This window comes from Buchnera aphidicola (Drepanosiphum platanoidis), from assembly GCF_964020165.1.
Classification (GTDB): Bacteria; Pseudomonadota; Gammaproteobacteria; order Enterobacterales; family Enterobacteriaceae; genus Buchnera_J; species Buchnera_J aphidicola_BL.
Window position 1 is genome coordinate 115,283 of the sequence record NZ_OZ026537.1, and the last position, 17,002, is coordinate 132,284.

Below are 17,002 nucleotides of genomic sequence, written 5' to 3' on the forward strand. Positions count from 1 at the left end.
TATTAAAAATAAATCTAAAAAATTTAATTATATATCAAAAATATATTATCTTTTTGAAAATTGCGGCCTTCTTCTAGATTTTCTAAAACCAACTTTTTTTCTTTCTACTTGCCTTGAATCACGAGTAATAAATCCAAATTTTTTTAATATTTTAGAAAATGATATATCATATTTTATTAATGCTCTTGTAATTCCTTGTCTAATTGCTCCAGCTTGACCTGAAATTCCGCCTCCTTTTACAGTTATATAAAAATCAAGCTTATTTATCATATTTGTAACATTAATAGGTTGTGTTATTACCATATAAGAAGTTTTTCGACTAAAATAATGTTTAATTTTTTTCTTATTAACAATAATATTTCCTACACCAGTTTTTAAAAAAATTCTAGCAGAAGAACTTTTTCTTCGACCAGTTCCATAACTATATAAACTATTATTTTTGATATTATTCAAAATATTAACCTTTATATTAAAATTTTAAAAAAATAGGATTTTGTGCTTCATGTTTGTGAAAATTTCCAGAATATACTTTTAATTTTTTAAACATAGATCTACCTAAAGTATTTTTTGGCAACATACCTTTTATAGAATATTCTAAAATTTTTTTAGGATTTTTTTTAAAAAGTTCAAAATATTTTAAAGATTTTAATCCACCTGGATAACCAGTATTTCTATAATATATTTTTTTAAAATATTTATTTCCAGTTACTACAATTTTAGAAGCATTAATAATAATTATAAAATCTCCTGTATCTACATGAGGAGTATATGTTATTCTATGTTTACCCTTTAAATAACTAGCTACAAAACTTGATAATCGACCTAAAATTTTACCTGAAGCATTAATACAATACCACTTTTTTTTAATTATTTTTTTGTTTGACATAAAACTTTTCATAAAAAACTCACTTTTTTAAAGTATTAATTAATATTTTAATATATATGTAATAATTATAAAAAAATAAAAATTTTAAAAATATTTTACACTTTTTTATATTACTAACATCTAAAATATAAATGTAAAAAAATAATATTATTTTAATAAATATTATTATAATAAATAATTATTATAATAAACATAAATATTTTTTATTTTTTTACAAAAATAATTTAATATAAATTTTAAATTAACATATATTAAAATCTCCATTTAATTCAAAAAAATATAAATATAAACTAATTAAAATAAATATAAAAAAACAATTTTTTTAAAATTATAATTTTTATTTTATTTTAAAAAAATTATATATACACTATAAATTAATTATAGTCATTTTAATAACAAAAAAATTAAGTTATAAATATTGTAAATAATAATATAAATAAAAAATAAATAAAAATTTATTAAAATTAAAATATTAAACTTTTAAAAATAAAAAAAATTATTTGTCAACATTTTTATTTATATTTAAATTTAATAAAATTAAAAAATATACTAAATTAAACTTTTTTAAATATTTTATAATAATTATATTATAATAAATATTTTAAATATATTTTATATGTTTTATATTTATAAAAAGTAAAATTTTTTTACTAAAAAAATAAAAATATAAATAAAATATATATAAAAAAATATAAATTCTTTAAATATTATTAATTAATATTATATTTAAAATCATACTTAAAAAATAATAAAAAAAATATTTTTATTATTTTATAAAATATATAACTTACATTATTTACATTAAAATAAAAAAAAGAAAAAAATGAAAAATAAAAAAATACTAAAAAAATTAAGATTAATAATTAACTCTATTGACAAAAAAATATTACAATTAATTATTGATAGAAATATAGTTATAAAAAAAATAATTTTAGAAAAAAATAAAATAAATTACCCAATTAGAGATTTAGATAGAGAAAAAAAACTTATAAATAAAATTAAAAAAACAATAAAAAAAAATAAATTAGATGAAAAATATATTATTAAAATATTTAAATTACTAATAAAATATTCAATTTCACAACAAAAAAAATTTAATCATAAAAATAATAAATAAAAATTTGATAAATATGAAAAAAACTTTTTCTTTTTTAGGGCCTATTGGATCTTATTCATATTATGCTTTAAAAAAATATCTTTTTAAAAAAAATAATAAAAATAAAAAAAAAATAAATATAAAAGCATATTTTTCATTTTATAAAATTGTTAAATCAATTTTAAATTATAAATCTGATTATGCGATCTTACCAATTAAAAATAATTCTTCTGGAATTATTATAGAAACCCAAAAATTAATTAAAAAAAACAAATTAAAAATTATACATACTTTTAAAAAAAAAATTAAACATTGTATTCTGTCAACAAAAAAAAATATTTTATTATCAGATATAAAAATTTTATATAGTCATAAACAACCTATTTTACAATGTCAAAAATTTATTAAAAAAAAATTAAAAATTAAAAAATTTTTTTATACAAATAGTTCAACCATTGCTATGAAAACAATAAAAAAATTAAATTTAAAAAAAATAGCAGCAATAGGTAATAAAAAAGGAGGAAAAAAGTATCAATTACACTCTATACAAAATAATATTTCTGATAAAAAAAAAAATATTACAAAATTTGTAATAGTTTCTATTTAATAAAATCAAATAATAAAATTTTCTTATTAATTATAAAAAAATAAAAGTGAGAGAAATTTATAATGTTTCAACATTTAACTCAAGTACTTTCTCAAACAATTAAAAATATATCAAATAAAGGAAGAATTACGCATCAAGATATTAAACAAACTTTAAGAAAAATTAGAATTGCACTATTAGAATCTGATGTGTCATTAATAGTAATTAAAAAACTAATAAATAAAATTAAAAAAAAATGTATTGGAAATATAATTAATAATAGTTTAACTCCAGGTCAAGAATTTATTAAAATATTCAAAAATGAACTAATTAAAATTATTGGAAAAAATTATAAACCCTTAAATATTTCAAAATCTTCTTTATCAATTTTTTTAATTTTAGGGTTACAAGGATCTGGTAAAACTACGACCACAGCAAAATTAGCAAAATTTATTTTAGAAAATAATAAAAAAAAAAAAATTTTATTAACTTCTATTGATACATTTAGACCTGCAGCAATAAAACAATTAGAAATTTTATCAACAAAGATTTCTATAGATTTTTTTAAATTAAAACATATAAATAATCCTAAAAAAATTTTAAAAAGTTCAATAAAATATGCAAAAATCCATTCTTATGATTTATTAATTATCGATACTTCTGGAAGATTACATATTAATAAAAAATTAATGAAAGAAATTTCAGAAATATACAAAATTTCTAAACCTGATGAAACTTTATTAATTTTAGATTCTTTAATAGGTCAAGATTCTATTAATATAATTAAAAAATTTAATCAAACTATTCCTATTTCAGGTTCAATTTTAACTAAAGTAGATGGAAATTCTAGAATGGGAATAGCTTTATCTCTAACATATTTAACAAATATACCAATAAAATTTGTTGGTAATGGAGAAAAGTTAGAAAATATAGAAAAGTTTAAATCTCAAAGAATTGTATCCAAAATTTTAGGAATGGGAGATGTATTATCAATTATTGAATCTATCGAAAAAAAAGTAGATAAAAAATATTTAAAAAAATTAAACACGAAAATAAAAAAAACGAATAATTTTGATTTAAATGATTTTTTAAATCAAATCAATCAAATTAAAAAAATTGGAGGAATTAAAAACTTTATTAGTAAATTACCTTTACTATCAAATATTACTCAAAATAAAATGTATAATTTAAGTGAAAAACATTTAAAGCAAATGAAATCTATAATTTTTTCTATGACAGAAAATGAAAGAAAATATCCTAATATTATTAAAGGTTCAAGAAAAAAAAGAATAGCGTTAGGTTCTGGAAATACAATACAAAATGTCAATAAATTATTAAAACAATTTAAAGAAATAAAAAATTTAATGAAAAGAACAAAAAAAATTGGAATTTTAGGATTATTTAATAAAATTAAAAATTTAATTCCTAAATAAATATAAATGATAATCTTAAAAAAAAGAAAAAAATAATGATAAAAATTCGACTAGCAAGACATGGATCAAAAAAAAAACCATTTTATAAAATTATGGTAGCAGATCAAAGATATTCTAGAAATGGAAGATTTATAGAAAAAATTGGTTTTTTTGATCCATTTGTTAAAAATAAAAATAAAAAATTTTATATAAAAATAAAAAAAGTTGAAAAATGGATTAAAAAAGGAGCTCAATTATCTAAAAGAACAAAATTTATTTTAAAAAATTTTAAAAAAATAAATAATTTAATATAATAAAAAAAAATTATGAAAAATTTTTTAATAATAGGAAAATTAGGATCATCCCATGGAATATTAGGTTGGATAAAATGTTTTTCATATACTGAAAAAAAAAAAAATATTTTTTCATATAGACCTTGGTATATAAATAAAAAAAAAATTTATGTTAATAATTGGAAAAAAAAAAAAAATTTTTTTTTTATAAAAATAAAAAATATTAACACTAGAAACAAATCAGATAAATTAAAAAATTTTTTTATTTACATAAAAAAAAAAAAATTAAAAAAATTAAAAAAAAACGAATATTATTGGAATGAAATAATTAATTTTAAAGTTTTAGATAAAAATTATAAAAAAATAGGTACTGTAAAAAGTATTATTAGAAATAATAATAATGATATTTTAGTAATTGTAAATAAAAAAATTAATAAAAAAAAAGAAATTTTAATTCCTTTTATAAATAATATTTTTATAAAAAAAATTTATAAAAAAAATAAAATTATTATTATCAACAAAAAAAATTTACTTTAAAAAAAATTATGATCAGTTTCAATATAATTACAATTTTTCCTAAAATATTTAAAAATTTTAAAAAATATGGAATTTTAAAAAAAGCAATTAATAAAAAAATTATTGAAATTAAATGCTGGAATCTTAGAAAATTTACAAAATATAAAAGAAAAAAAATTGATTATAGACCTTATGGAGGAGGTCCAGGTATGATTATGTGTGCTAGTCCAATTAAAAAAGCAATAAAACAGATAAAAAAAAAAAATAAAAAAAAATTAAAAGTTATATATTTATCTCCTCAAGGAAAAAAAATAAATACAAAAAATTTAATAAAAATTTTAAAAATTAATAAAAAATTTATTCTATTATGTGGAAGATATGAAGGAATTGATGAAAGAATAATAAAACAAGAAATTGATGAAGAATGGTCTATTGGAGATTATATACTAACAGGAGGAGAACTAGCTGCAATGGTTTTTATAGATGCGATTTCAAGGCTTATTCCAGGAGTATTAAATAAAAAAAGTTTTAGTGAAGAATCTTTTTTTAATGGATTATTAGACTATCCTCAATATACGTACCCTAGAGTATTCAACGGAGAAAAAGTTCCAAAAATATTATTATCCGGCAATCATAAAAAAATAAGATTATGGAGATTAAAAAAATCTTTAATAAAAACAAAATCTAAAAGACCAGATTTATTAAAATTAAAAAAATTAAATTCTGAAGAAAAAAAAATAATAAAAGATATTTAAATTATTTAAAAAAATAAGATAAATATTAAAATATTAAAAAGTGAAAAAAATGCAAAAAATTATTGAAAAAATTGAAAAACAACAAATGTTAAAAAAAATCCCTAATTTTAGATCTGGAGATACTGTTGAAGTTCAAGTATGGGTTTTAGAAGGTACAAAAAAAAGACTTCAATCTTTTGAAGGAACATTAATAGCTATAAAAAATAGAGGTATAAATTCATCTTTTTGTGTAAGAAAAATATCCAATAACGAAGGAATAGAAAGAGTTTTTCAAACATATTCTAAAAATATTGAAAAAATTTTTATTAAAAGAAAAGGAAATGTAAGGAAATCAAAATTGTATTATATTAGATCTAGATCAGGAAAAGCAGCAAGAATTAAAGAAAGATTATAAGTTTGTTAAAATTTTATAAATTATTTAAAAAATAATTTATAAAAAAGCAGTCATAAAATAAAAATTGTGACTGCATAAATATAAAATATAAATTTTAAAAAAATAAAATTTATGCTCCTCCTCCAATTGTTAATTTATCTATTTTTATAGTTGGTTGACCTACACAAACAGGAATACTTTGCCCTTCTTTTATACAAGTTCCTGTTCCTGAATCCATTTTTAAATCATTTCCTACCATTGAAATGGAATTCATAATTTTTATTCCAGATCCAATTAAAGTAACTTTTTTTATTGGATATAAAATTTTTCCTTTACAAATCAAATAAGATTCTAATGTAGAAAAAACAAATTCTCCAGTAATTATATCGACTTGTCCTCCACTAAAATTAACAGCATAAATTCCATAATCGATACTTTCAATAATTTCTTTAAAGTTAGAAGTTCCTGATAACATGTATGTATTTGTCATTCTAGGATATGGTAAATGGGCATAAGATTGCCTTCTTCCATTACCAGTAATGTTTAAGCCCATTAAAAATGAATTAAATTTGTCTTGCATATATTTTTTTAATATACCATTTTTAATTAAAACATTTTTCATTCCAGAAATTCCTTCATCATCTATATTAACAGAACCTATAGCATTTTTTAAAGTTCCATTATCTACTATTGTGCATAATTTTGAAGCTACTTTAGATCCCATTTTATTTGAAAAATTTGATATTTTTTTTCTGTTAAAATCTCCTTCTAAACCATGCCCTACTGCTTCATGTAATAAGACTCCAGGCCATCCAGAACCTAAAACTACTGGATATGTTCCAGATGGAGCTGTTTTAGCTGACAAATTTAGAATCGCTATTCTACAAGCTTCTTTAGACCAATGTTGTAATAAAGTTTCCTTTAAATTATTTTTAGAAAAAAAATAATCATATAAATTTCTAGATCCTCCTCCACTTAAACCAATTTCACTTCTTCCTTTATTTTCAGCTAAAACTTCAATGGAAACATTAACTAAAGGTCTAATATCAGCGCTAAAAATTCCATCAGTAGATGCCACTAGTACATATTCATATGATCCAAACAATTTTGCTCTTACTTGAACAATTTTTGAGCTATAAGATCTACTTGTAAAATCAATAATTTTTAATATATTTATTTTTTTATTATTAGATAAATTATCTAAAGGATTTTTATAACCATAAAAATAATTTCTTTTTTTTAATGAAATTATAGGTTTAATAATTATTTTTTTTGAAGATTTATTACAATCAAAAACATTTTTTAAAGATTTAGAAAGATCTGTTAAACTATCTAAAGTAATCTCATTTGAATAAGAAAATCCTATTTTTTTTTTATAAATTATTCTCATACCAATTCCTTGATCAATATTATAACTTCCATTTTTTATAATAGAATCTTCTAAAACCCAAGATTCACTATTTTTAAATTGAAAATATATATCAGAATAATTTATTTTACTTGATGAAAAATCTGAAAGAACTGAAAAAATGTCTTCTTCTTTAATCTTATTTTTATCTAATAATTCATTTTTTACAATATTTAAAATCATATATTTTGTCTCCTAAAAAATAATAATTATAAATAAATTTAAAAATTTAATATAATAATTAAATGCTATACTCTTCATTTAATATTTTATATAACTTATAATTTTATAAAAATTAAATAAAATAATTATAATAATTCATAATATACTTATATACTATACATTTGATAATAATAAAAAATTTATTTATAAAAATTACTATGAAAAAAAAATTTAATATACTAATAATAAATGGTCCAAATTTAAATTTATTAGGATCTAGAGAAAAAAAAATTTATGGGAAATTATCATTATTAGATTTACTTAATCAATTAAATAAAAAAGCAAAATTATTAAATACTAATTTAATACATTTTCAATCTAATGCAGAACATTCTTTAATTCAAAAAATACACGATTCTAAAAATTCTATTGATTATATCATAATTAATCCAGCTGCTTTTACGCATACTAGTATTGCCTTAAGAGATGCATTATTATCTGTGAATATTCCTTTTATAGAAGTACATATTTCTAATATTTATTCAAGAGAACATTTTAGATGTCATTCTTGGTTTTCTGATATTTCTAAAGGAATAATTTGTGGATTAGGAACAGATGGCTATTTTTGGGCTTTAAAAAGTGCAGTCAAAAGATTATGTAAAAAATAAAAAATTTTATTCTTCTTATTTAAAAACACTTTCTCAATTTGAGAAAGTGACAAAAAATTCAAATTTTATTAATAAAAAAATTTAAATTTGTTTATTATTTCTCAAATAAAAAATAATTTTTTGCATATCTTCAGGTAACAAAGATTTTATTTTAATAATTTTTTTAGTTATAGGATGTAAAAATTTTAATTTATATGCATGTAAAGCTTGTCGTTTAAAATTATTTAATATGTTTAAAGTTTTATGATTTAAATATTTATTAAAAAACAATTTTTTTTTATATAAAGGATCACCTAAAATAGGATAATTCAAATACAACATATGTACTCTAATTTGATGTGTTCTTCCAGTCTTTAAAAAAATTTTTAATAAAGTATGATAAGGAAAATTTTCTAATACTGTATAATATGTTTTAGATAATTTTCCAAAAATAGAAACAGACATTTTTGTTCGGTTAAAAAAATGCCTACTAATTGGAACTTTTATACTTCCAGACCCAAATAAACTTCCATTTACAATAGCTCGATATTCTCTATAAATTTTTCTGAATTTTAACATTTTTTGCAATAAAAAATAAGTTTTTATAGTTTTAGCAATAATTAATAAACCTGTTGTATTTTTATCTAAACGATGAACAATACCAGCTCTTGGAACTAATTTTAATAAATTATTATAAAATAATAATCCATTTAAAAGAGTTTTATTTTCATTTCCATAACCAGGATGAACCACCATATTACATGGTTTATTTATAATCATTAAATATTTATCTTCGTAAATTATATTTAAAAAAATTTTTTCTGGATAAAATGTTTTTGTATAAATTCTTCCTTTAACTACCAATTTATCTAATAACATTATTTTTTTTTTTGGAATATTAACTATTTTTCCATTAATAGAAACATAACCTTTTAAAATCCATTTTTTAAAACAACTTCTAGAGTAATTAGGAAAAATTTTAGATAATATTTTATCTAATCTCTGATTAATATAAGAATTTTTTTTAATTACTTTTTGTAATGTAACAATTTTTTTTTTCAAAAAATATAGTCCTTAATTTTTAATTATTAAAAAATTTTTTATTAAAAATTTAATAAAATTTAAAAACAATATTATTTAGGTAATTTTTTATATGATCTCTTCAAATAAAATTCGAAAAATTTTTTTAAAATTTTTTAAAAAAAAAAATCATAAAATATTTTCAGGAAATTCTTTATTGTTAAACACTGATAAATCTCTATTATTTGCTAATGCAGGAATGAACCAATTTAAAAAATTTTTTTTAGGAAATTCTAACATAAAATATTCTAAAATTGCTACTATACAATATTGTTTGAGAACTGGAGGGAAACATAATGATATTAATCAAGTAGGAAACACAAATATTCATCATACATTTTTTGAAATGTTAGGAAATTTTAGTTTTGGTTCATATTTTAAAAAAGAAGCAATTCTATATGCTTGGGAGCTACTAACTCATAAAAAATGGTTTAATATAAATAAAAAAAAATTATTAATTACTGTATATTATGAAGATATCGAAACATATAAAATATGGAAAAATATTATTAAAATTTCTAAAAATAGAATTATTAAAGTTAAAGACAAAAAAAATAAAAAATTTAATTCAGATAATTTTTGGAAAATGGGAAAATATGGATTATGCGGACCATCTACAGAAATATTTTATGATTATTTTTATAAAAATAAAAAAAAATGTAAAAATTTTAAAGATTTTAAATCTCAAAAAAACAGATTTTTAGAAATATGGAATATAGTCTTTATTCAATTTAACAAAACTATACACGGAAAAATAGAAAAATTACCAATTTTTTCAATTGATACTGGAATGGGATTAGAAAGAATCTCTGCTGTTTTACAAAAAGTAAATTCAAATTATGATACAGATATATTTAAAAATTTAATTCAACATATCATAGCTTTAAGTAAAAATAAAATATTAAATAAATCTACAAAAATAATTGCAGATCATTTTAGAGCAATTTGTTTTATTATTTCTGATCATATTTTACCTTCAAATGAAGAAAAAGGATATATTTTAAGAAAAATTATTAGAAGAGCGGTAACGCATGGATTCTTTAACAAAATTAAAAATCCTTTTTTATATAAATTATTACCTACATTAATCAAATCAATGAAATCAGAAAGTAAAAAAATTTGTAAAAATAAAAAAATAATCATAAAAATTTTAAAAAAAGAAGAAAAAAATTTTTTAAAAATTTTAAAATCTGGATTAAATTTGTTAAAAATAAAAATAAAAAAATTAAAAAATAATAAAATAAAAAGTAATTTTATTTTTTATTTATATGACACTTTAGGATTTCCTATAGATATTACAATTGAAATTTGTAAAAAAAAAAAAATATATATAAATATAAAAAAATTAAAAAAATATATAAATAATCAAAAAAAAAAATCTAATAATAAAAATTTTAAAAATAATAAAGATATTTATAATCTTGGTAATAAAAAAACTAAATTTTTAGGATATAAAAAATATAAAACAAAATCTATTATAAAAAAAATTTTTATTAATTATAAAAAAACAAAAAAAATAAAAAAAGGAGAAAAAGCTCAAATTATTTTAGACAAAACTGTATTTTACGGAAAATCAGGAGGTCAAATAGGTGATTCTGGACTTATAAAATTAAAAAAAAAAAATATTTTCAAAGTTAAAAAAACTAAAAAAATAGGAAAAATAATTGTTCATATAGGAAAAATGATTTCTGGAAAATTTTTAAAAAATTCTAAAGTAATTTTAAAAATAAATAAAAAAAAACGAAATTTAATCTCTATCAACCATACATGTACTCATTTATTAAATTATGCACTACAAAAAATTTTAAAAAAAAAAATTTATCAAAAAGGATCTTCTATAAATTCAAAAAAAATAAGATTTGATTTTTTATATGAAAAAAAAATAAATTTTAAAAAACAGCAAAAAATTGAAAAAGAAATAAATAAAAAAATTAGAAAAAATTATGCAATAAAAGTTTGTAATTTAACATTAAAAAAATCTAAAAAACTAAAATATAAAACAATTATTAATAAAAAATATAATAAACATAAAGTAAGAGGAGTAAAAATAGGTTCTTTTTCCAAAGAATTATGTGGTGGAACACATGTTCATAATACAAAAGAAATTAATGTTTTTATTATCAAAAAAATAATTAAAATAGCTTCTAACACATATCGAATAAAAGCAGTCACTAATAAAGAGGCTATAAAGAAAATATTAAAAAATTCAAAAAAAATAAACTCTATAAAAAATTTATTTAATTGTAATTCCTCTGAAATAGTAAAAATCTGTAAAAAAAAATTAAAAATAATAAATTTAACATATAAAAATATTAAAATAATAGAACAAAAATATATTAAACAAATTGTAAAAAATTTAATTAAAAAATCTAATAAAAAAAAAAAAATTTATTTTATTTGTAAAATCATAAAAAATATAAATATAAAATTATTAAGAAAAATAATAAACAAAATAAAAGAAAATCCTAAAATTATTGTTGTTGCTTTAATTAATCAATCAGTTAATAATACTAACATAATTATTAATGTCAAAAAAAAATTTTCAAAATATATTCAAGCAAATAAAATATTAAAAAAAATTTTAAATAAAAATTTTGGAAAAGGAGGCGGAAATTTAATATCAGCGGAAGGAGGGTTTACAAAAAAAAATATTAAATTAAATAAAATCATAAAAAATATTAAAAAATATTTAATAAAAAAATTAATAAAATTTAAAAATGTTTTTAAATCAATATAATTTTGTATCATAATCATAAATATTACATTTATTTTCAAATAAATCATAATTAGGAATTAAGTTTAATATTCTCAAGGAGATAGAAATGTTAATTTTGACTAGAAGAATTGGAGAATCTCTTATAATTAGTGACGAAATAAAAGTAACTGTTCTAGGAATTAAAGGGAATCAAGTAAGAATTGGAGTAGATGCTCCTAAAAAAATTGCTGTACATAGAGAAGAAATTTATAATAAAATTCAAAAAGAAAAACAAAATATAAAAAATAAATCTAAAGAAATTAAATGAATAAAAAATAAAACTAAATAAAAAATCAAAAAAATTGACTTATTAAAAAAACAATGACAAGATGTAGAGAAAAAATAAATAATTAATCTATAAAAAATTATTTTTTATATTAATTATATAGTTAATTTTTTTTTAAAAAATATTCTTAGGTGAGATGGCCGAGAGGCTTAAGGCGCTCCCCTGCTAAGGGAGTATGTATTATAAAAAATGCATCGAGGGTTCGAATCCCTCTCTCATCAAAAAAATTTTATAAAAATATTATTTAAAAAAAAAATATGCATCCGTAGCTTAGTTGGATAGAGCACTCGGCTACGAACCGAGAGGTCGTAGGTTCAAATCCTACCGGATGCATAAAATAAAAAAAAATTTATAAATACATTATTAACAAAATAATATACATATTATAAATTTAAATATAATATATATTAAAAAAAAATTTAAATAAAAAAAAATATTAAAATAAAAAATTTTTGTAAAAAAATTATTTTACTATAAAACAAATGTATGAAATTAAAAAATAAAAAAATATCAAAATTTTTTATAAATAAAAAAAATATAAAAATAAATAAAATTATAAAAATTAAAAAAAATTATCATCATATAAAAAATGTATTAAAATTAAAAAAAAATAAAAAAATTAATATTTTTAATAATACAAATTATTATTTTATAGGAATAATCAAAAGTCTAAAAAAAAAAATAATAAAAATTATAATAAAAAAAAAAATTTATCAAAATAATGAATCAAAAATAAAAATTCATTTGGGGCAATTAATATGTGCAAAAAAAAAAATGGATTGGATTGTACAAAAATCTTCTGAACTAGGAATAACTTCTATTACTCCAATACTTTATAAAAATTCAAAAAAATATTTTAATAATAACAAAATTTTTAAACGATTAAAAAAAATTTCTATTTCTTCTAGTGAACAATGTAACAGAAATAAAATAACTAAAATTAATTTACCAACAACATTATTAAAGTGGATAAATAAAAAAAGTAAAAATAATAAAAATATTAAAAAAATTTTTTGTGATTTTTATAAAAATTATCAAAATAAAACAAATATACAAAAAATTATTACAAAAAATTGTGAAATAATGTTATTAGTAGGATCTGAAAAAGGATTTTGTAAAGAAGATCTTAAATTATGTAAAAAAAAAAATTTTTATCAAATTAATTTAGGAAACAGAATTTTACGAGTAGAAACCGCAAGTATTGTAGCAATTTCAATTATTCAATGTAATAAAGATAAAAATTTATCTAAATTATATTATTAATATTATTGTTTATAATATTTTTAAAGTTTTAAACTTTTTAGAGTATTTTTATTTTTTATTTTTATTTTTTTAATTCCATCAAAAGTACTAATTAATAATAAATCAGGTTTTCTAATAGAAAAAATTCCTGATGAAACAATTCCAGGAAGATTATTTAATTTTTTTTCTATATATTTGGGATTACTTAAATCTAAATTTTTAACATCTAAAATTAAATTTCCATTATCAGTAATAAAATTTTTTCTTACAGAAAATAAAATATTTTTATTAATTTTTATTAATTCTTTTTTTATATAATTTAAAGCAAAAGGTAATATTTCGATCGGAAGAGGAAACTTATTAAATTTTTTTACAATTTTAGTTGAATCAACTATACATATAAAATAATCTGAATAATGTGAAACTATTTTTTCTCTTGTTAATGCCCCTCCTCCTCCTTTAATCATATCAAAATTAAAATTTACTTCATCTGCACTATCAATATATAAATTAATTCTATCAATTTTATTAATCTTATAAATGTTATTAACATTATTTCTTTTTAATAGATTTGTTGTCATCTTAGATGATGATACTATTCCTTTTACTAAATTTTTGTAACTATTAACCTCATTTATTAAAAAATTAATTGTAGAGCCTGTTCCAATTCCCAAAAACATATTTTTTTTTATATATTTTATAACATTTAAAGCTACATTTTTTTTTAATTTATTTTGAATTTTTTTTTTCATAAAATTATTTTATTAATTTAAATTTAAACTAACTATTATGATAAATAATAAAGGATTAATTATGTATTATTAATAAACATATTTTTTAAAATAATAAATATTAAATTCATATAAATAATAAAAAATAAAATTTTTTTTTCTGGGGTACCTGGATTCGAACCAGGGATGCCGGTATCAAAAACCGGTGCCTTAAGCCTCTTGGCTATACCCCAAAATTTATATTAAAAAAATTATATTAATTATAAAAAATTTATTATATTAAAGCAAATTATAAACTTAAAAAAATAAAAAATATTTAATATTTTTTTAAAATTTAAAAAATGTATATTAAATATATTATAATTCAAATATTTATTAATATATAAATATTTTATTAAAAAAATAAAAAATTATACAATTTTACGGAGGACGAGAATCGAACTCGTATACTTTTTTAAAAGTGCCAGAACCTAAATCTGGTGCGTCTGCCAGTTTCGCCACCTCCGCTTTTAAAAAAAACTTAAAAAAAATAATAAAAAAAAATAATAAAATAATAAAATAAATATTTTTAATAACTTTATTTAATTAAAAATAAATAATAGAACATTTAATAAATTATTCTTAGCTATGATGGGATTTGAACCCATGACCTCAGCGTTATGAGTGCTGCGCTCTAACCAACTGAGCTACATAGCTATTTTTTTTATAAATTTTTTTATAAAAATTTTAAAAAAATAATTTATAAAAAATATAAAATAATTATTTTTTATTATTAAAAAATTTAAATTATTTTAATAATAAAAAATTATATAATAAAATATAAATTATTAAATCATAATATATTATATATAATATATTATATATATAATTATTAATATAATAAATAAATATTTAAAATACAAAATATAATTAGTAATTACTTAATACAATATTATTTTAACATAAAATCTTTATTTTTCTAAATTAAATAAAAAATATTATATAAACAAATTTAAATAAAATGATATTTAAATTTTTTATAAATTTAATTTTTATAAAATACACATAGTTTAACTTTTTGTAACTAACAAAAAAATGAAAAAAAAAATAAAAAATTTTATTTTTAAAATTATAAAATCAGATTTAAAAAAAAAAAAATACAAAATTATTAGAACTAGATTCCCTCCAGAACCAAATGGATACTTACATTTAGGCCATGCAAAATCTATATTTTTAAATTTTCATATCTCAAAATTATTTAAAGGAAAATGCAATTTACGTTTTGACGATACAAATCCAGAAAAAGAAAAAAAAAAATATATAAAAAATATAATAAAAGAAATTAAATGGCTAGGTTATAAATGGAACAAAAAAATAAAATATGCTTCAAATTATTTTAAAAAAATTTATAATTATGCATTAATTTTAATCAAAAAAAATCTGGCTTATGTAGATCAACTAAATAAAAAAGAAATTAAAAAATATAGAGGAACATTAACAACTGTTGGAAAAAATAGTCCTTATCGAAACCAAAGTATAAAAAAAAATTTATGGTTATTTAAAAAAATGAAAAAAGGATATTTTAAAGAAGGTGAAGTTTGTTTAAGAGCAAAAATAAATATGCACTCTTCTCAAATAATTATGAGAGATCCAGTTTTATATAGAATAAAATTTTTTAAACATCATCGAACTAAAAATACATGGAACATATATCCCACTTATGATTTTACTCATTGTATTTCAGACTCTATAGAAAAAATCACTCATTCTATATGCACATTAGAATTTTTAGATAATAAAATTTTATATAATTGGATATTAAATAATATAAATATTAAATTTAAATCAACACAATATGAATTTTCTAAATTAAATTTAGAGTACACAATACTATCAAAAAGAAAATTAAAAAATTTAATTAAAAAAAAAATTGTAGATGGGTGGGATGATCCAAGAATGCCTACAATTTCTGGCTTAAAAAGGAGAGGTTATACTCCAAAATCTATAAAAAATTTTTGTAAAAAAATAGGTGTAACAAAACAAAATAATTTAATTAAAATATCTTTTTTAGAGCATTGTATAAGAAAAGATTTAAATAAAAAATCTTTTAGATATATGGCTGTATTAAATCCTATTAAAATAATTATTACAAATTATCCTGATAACTTAATAGAAAAAATAAAAATACTAAATCATCCTCAAAATAAAAAATTAGGGAAAAGAACTATTTATTTTAGTAAATATATTTATATAGATAGGTCAGATTTTAAAAATAATAAAATAAAAAATTCTAGAAAACTTTCTATACATAAAGAAATTAGATTACGCTACTCGTATGTTATTAAAGCTATAAAAATAAAAAAAAATTATTTAGGAAAAATAAAAAAAATATATTGTACATATGATAAAAAAACATTAAATAAAAATCCTAAAAATAGAAAAGTATCTGGAGTTATCCACTGGATTTCAAAAAACAATACAAAAAAAGCAGAATTTCATTTATTTTCACCAATTTTTAATATTACAAATCCAGAATCTCAAAAAAATTATTTAAAATATGTGAACAAAAAATCAATTATTACAAAAAAAGGTTTTATAGAAAAATCATTGTTTAAAAAAAAAAATATAAAAAATTATCAATTTGAAAGAGAAGGATATTTTATTTTAGATAAAAAAAATACAGACAATAAAAAAATAACAGTTTTTAATCAAACTGTAAGTTTGAAATAAAAAAATAAAATACTAAAATATAATTGTACTTAAATTTCAAATTTTACTATTACATAATATATAAA

The 17,002-nt window shown here is 17.2% G+C and carries 17 protein-coding genes and 5 tRNA genes; 14 read left to right on the forward strand and 8 right to left on the reverse strand.

The features are described 5' to 3' along the window. Positions 1–45 precede the first annotated feature (45 nt). Positions 46–444 carry a 30S ribosomal protein S9 gene (gene rpsI / locus AACL42_RS00505; protein WP_340147687.1) on the reverse strand — a complete coding sequence of 133 codons (399 nt, stop codon included), beginning with the start codon at positions 442–444 and terminating at the stop codon, positions 46–48. A gap of 25 nt (positions 445–469) precedes the next feature. Then, complete coding sequence (gene rplM, locus AACL42_RS00510; RefSeq protein ID WP_340147583.1) at positions 470–898, reverse strand: 50S ribosomal protein L13; 429 nt, start codon at positions 896–898, stop codon at positions 470–472. Between the two features lie 811 nt (positions 899–1,709). On the opposite strand from rplM, the gene AACL42_RS00515 reads away from it, so the two are divergent. The 7 genes from AACL42_RS00515 (at position 1,710) to rplS (ending at position 5,938) form a co-directional block, all read left to right on the forward strand. Further along, a complete protein-coding gene (locus AACL42_RS00515; RefSeq protein ID WP_340147584.1) occupies positions 1,710–2,003 on the forward strand; it encodes a chorismate mutase in 294 nt (97 codons plus the stop codon). A gap of 13 nt (positions 2,004–2,016) precedes the next feature. Continuing rightward, entirely contained in the window at positions 2,017–2,589 is a 573-nt protein-coding gene (locus AACL42_RS00520; protein ID WP_340147585.1) for a prephenate dehydratase domain-containing protein, read from the forward strand. Positions 2,590–2,651: 62 nt separating this feature from the next. Continuing rightward, positions 2,652–4,001, forward strand: coding sequence for a signal recognition particle protein (gene ffh / locus AACL42_RS00525; RefSeq protein WP_340147586.1), 1,350 nt, complete (start codon positions 2,652–2,654; stop codon positions 3,999–4,001). 35 nt (positions 4,002–4,036) lie between these two features. Continuing rightward, a complete protein-coding gene (rpsP, locus tag AACL42_RS00530; protein ID WP_340147587.1) occupies positions 4,037–4,294 on the forward strand; it encodes a 30S ribosomal protein S16 in 258 nt (85 codons plus the stop codon). A 12-nt stretch (positions 4,295–4,306) separates the two neighbouring features. Next, on the forward strand, positions 4,307–4,810 hold the full coding sequence (gene rimM / locus AACL42_RS00535) for a ribosome maturation factor RimM (RefSeq protein WP_340147588.1): 504 nt from the start codon (positions 4,307–4,309) through the stop codon (positions 4,808–4,810). An 8-nt stretch (positions 4,811–4,818) separates the two neighbouring features. Continuing rightward, positions 4,819–5,544 carry a tRNA (guanosine(37)-N1)-methyltransferase TrmD gene (gene trmD, locus AACL42_RS00540; protein ID WP_340147589.1) on the forward strand — a complete coding sequence of 242 codons (726 nt, stop codon included), beginning with the start codon at positions 4,819–4,821 and terminating at the stop codon, positions 5,542–5,544. Positions 5,545–5,593: 49 nt separating this feature from the next. Then, positions 5,594–5,938: a 50S ribosomal protein L19 gene (gene rplS, locus AACL42_RS00545; RefSeq protein WP_340147688.1), complete on the forward strand. Its 345-nt coding sequence runs from the start codon at positions 5,594–5,596 to the stop codon at positions 5,936–5,938. A gap of 109 nt (positions 5,939–6,047) precedes the next feature. Here the strand turns inward: rplS and tldD are convergent, their stop codons facing one another. Then, positions 6,048–7,508 (reverse strand): metalloprotease TldD, encoded by a 1,461-nt coding sequence (tldD, locus tag AACL42_RS00550; protein WP_340147590.1) that lies wholly within the window; start codon positions 7,506–7,508, stop codon positions 6,048–6,050. A gap of 197 nt (positions 7,509–7,705) precedes the next feature. Here tldD and aroQ point away from each other — a divergent pair, with 197 nt between their 5' ends. Next, positions 7,706–8,155, forward strand: a complete 450-nt coding sequence (gene aroQ / locus AACL42_RS00555; protein WP_340147591.1) for a type II 3-dehydroquinate dehydratase — start codon at positions 7,706–7,708, stop codon at positions 8,153–8,155. Between the two features lie 81 nt (positions 8,156–8,236). Here aroQ and AACL42_RS00560 read toward each other — a convergent pair whose 3' ends face one another. Further along, the gene (locus tag AACL42_RS00560; RefSeq protein ID WP_340147592.1) at positions 8,237–9,196 is read right to left on the reverse strand and encodes an RluA family pseudouridine synthase; all 960 of its coding nucleotides are present in this window, start codon (positions 9,194–9,196) and stop codon (positions 8,237–8,239) included. Positions 9,197–9,287: 91 nt separating this feature from the next. Here AACL42_RS00560 and alaS point away from each other — a divergent pair, with 91 nt between their 5' ends. From alaS to AACL42_RS00585, 5 genes are all read left to right on the forward strand, one after another. Next, positions 9,288–11,951 carry an alanine--tRNA ligase gene (gene alaS / locus AACL42_RS00565; protein ID WP_340147593.1) on the forward strand — a complete coding sequence of 888 codons (2,664 nt, stop codon included), beginning with the start codon at positions 9,288–9,290 and terminating at the stop codon, positions 11,949–11,951. Positions 11,952–12,036: 85 nt separating this feature from the next. Then, complete coding sequence (csrA, locus tag AACL42_RS00570) at positions 12,037–12,237, forward strand: carbon storage regulator CsrA (protein WP_340147594.1); 201 nt, start codon at positions 12,037–12,039, stop codon at positions 12,235–12,237. A gap of 148 nt (positions 12,238–12,385) precedes the next feature. Then, positions 12,386–12,476, forward strand: a tRNA-Ser gene (locus tag AACL42_RS00575). Positions 12,477–12,514: 38 nt separating this feature from the next. After that, positions 12,515–12,588 (forward strand) — tRNA-Arg (locus AACL42_RS00580). A 153-nt stretch (positions 12,589–12,741) separates the two neighbouring features. After that, entirely contained in the window at positions 12,742–13,518 is a 777-nt protein-coding gene (locus AACL42_RS00585; RefSeq protein ID WP_340147595.1) for an RsmE family RNA methyltransferase, read from the forward strand. Positions 13,519–13,538: 20 nt separating this feature from the next. On the opposite strand, the gene rpiA is transcribed toward AACL42_RS00585, so the two are convergent. The 4 genes from rpiA to AACL42_RS00605 all read right to left on the reverse strand — a co-directional run bounded on the left by rpiA (position 13,539) and on the right by AACL42_RS00605 (position 14,924). Beyond that, positions 13,539–14,249 (reverse strand): ribose-5-phosphate isomerase RpiA, encoded by a 711-nt coding sequence (rpiA, locus tag AACL42_RS00590; protein WP_340147596.1) that lies wholly within the window; start codon positions 14,247–14,249, stop codon positions 13,539–13,541. A gap of 139 nt (positions 14,250–14,388) precedes the next feature. Continuing rightward, positions 14,389–14,461: transfer RNA gene (locus AACL42_RS00595), tRNA-Gln, on the reverse strand. A gap of 188 nt (positions 14,462–14,649) precedes the next feature. Beyond that, positions 14,650–14,735: transfer RNA gene (locus AACL42_RS00600), tRNA-Leu, on the reverse strand. Between the two features lie 115 nt (positions 14,736–14,850). Then, positions 14,851–14,924, reverse strand: a tRNA-Met gene (locus AACL42_RS00605). 378 nt (positions 14,925–15,302) lie between these two features. On the opposite strand from AACL42_RS00605, the gene AACL42_RS00610 reads away from it, so the two are divergent. Then, positions 15,303–16,937, forward strand: a complete 1,635-nt coding sequence (locus AACL42_RS00610) for a glutamine--tRNA ligase/YqeY domain fusion protein (protein WP_340147597.1) — start codon at positions 15,303–15,305, stop codon at positions 16,935–16,937. Positions 16,938–17,002: the final 65 nt, after the last annotated feature.

Coding starts and splice junctions, on each gene's coding strand:
- rplM (WP_340147583.1), bottom strand. CDS start 898: ATGAAAAGTTTTATGTCAAACAAAAAAATAATTAAAAAAAAGTGGTAT.
- AACL42_RS00515 (WP_340147584.1), top strand. CDS start 1,710: ATGAAAAATAAAAAAATACTAAAAAAATTAAGATTAATAATTAACTCT.
- AACL42_RS00520 (WP_340147585.1), top strand. CDS start 2,017: ATGAAAAAAACTTTTTCTTTTTTAGGGCCTATTGGATCTTATTCATAT.
- ffh (WP_340147586.1), top strand. CDS start 2,652: ATGTTTCAACATTTAACTCAAGTACTTTCTCAAACAATTAAAAATATA.
- rpsP (WP_340147587.1), top strand. CDS start 4,037: ATGATAAAAATTCGACTAGCAAGACATGGATCAAAAAAAAAACCATTT.
- rimM (WP_340147588.1), top strand. CDS start 4,307: ATGAAAAATTTTTTAATAATAGGAAAATTAGGATCATCCCATGGAATA.
- trmD (WP_340147589.1), top strand. CDS start 4,819: ATGATCAGTTTCAATATAATTACAATTTTTCCTAAAATATTTAAAAAT.
- rplS (WP_340147688.1), top strand. CDS start 5,594: ATGCAAAAAATTATTGAAAAAATTGAAAAACAACAAATGTTAAAAAAA.
- tldD (WP_340147590.1), bottom strand. CDS start 7,508: ATGATTTTAAATATTGTAAAAAATGAATTATTAGATAAAAATAAGATT.
- aroQ (WP_340147591.1), top strand. CDS start 7,706: ATGAAAAAAAAATTTAATATACTAATAATAAATGGTCCAAATTTAAAT.
- alaS (WP_340147593.1), top strand. CDS start 9,288: ATGATCTCTTCAAATAAAATTCGAAAAATTTTTTTAAAATTTTTTAAA.
- csrA (WP_340147594.1), top strand. CDS start 12,037: ATGTTAATTTTGACTAGAAGAATTGGAGAATCTCTTATAATTAGTGAC.
- AACL42_RS00585 (WP_340147595.1), top strand. CDS start 12,742: ATGAAATTAAAAAATAAAAAAATATCAAAATTTTTTATAAATAAAAAA.
- rpiA (WP_340147596.1), bottom strand. CDS start 14,249: ATGAAAAAAAAAATTCAAAATAAATTAAAAAAAAATGTAGCTTTAAAT.
- AACL42_RS00610 (WP_340147597.1), top strand. CDS start 15,303: ATGAAAAAAAAAATAAAAAATTTTATTTTTAAAATTATAAAATCAGAT.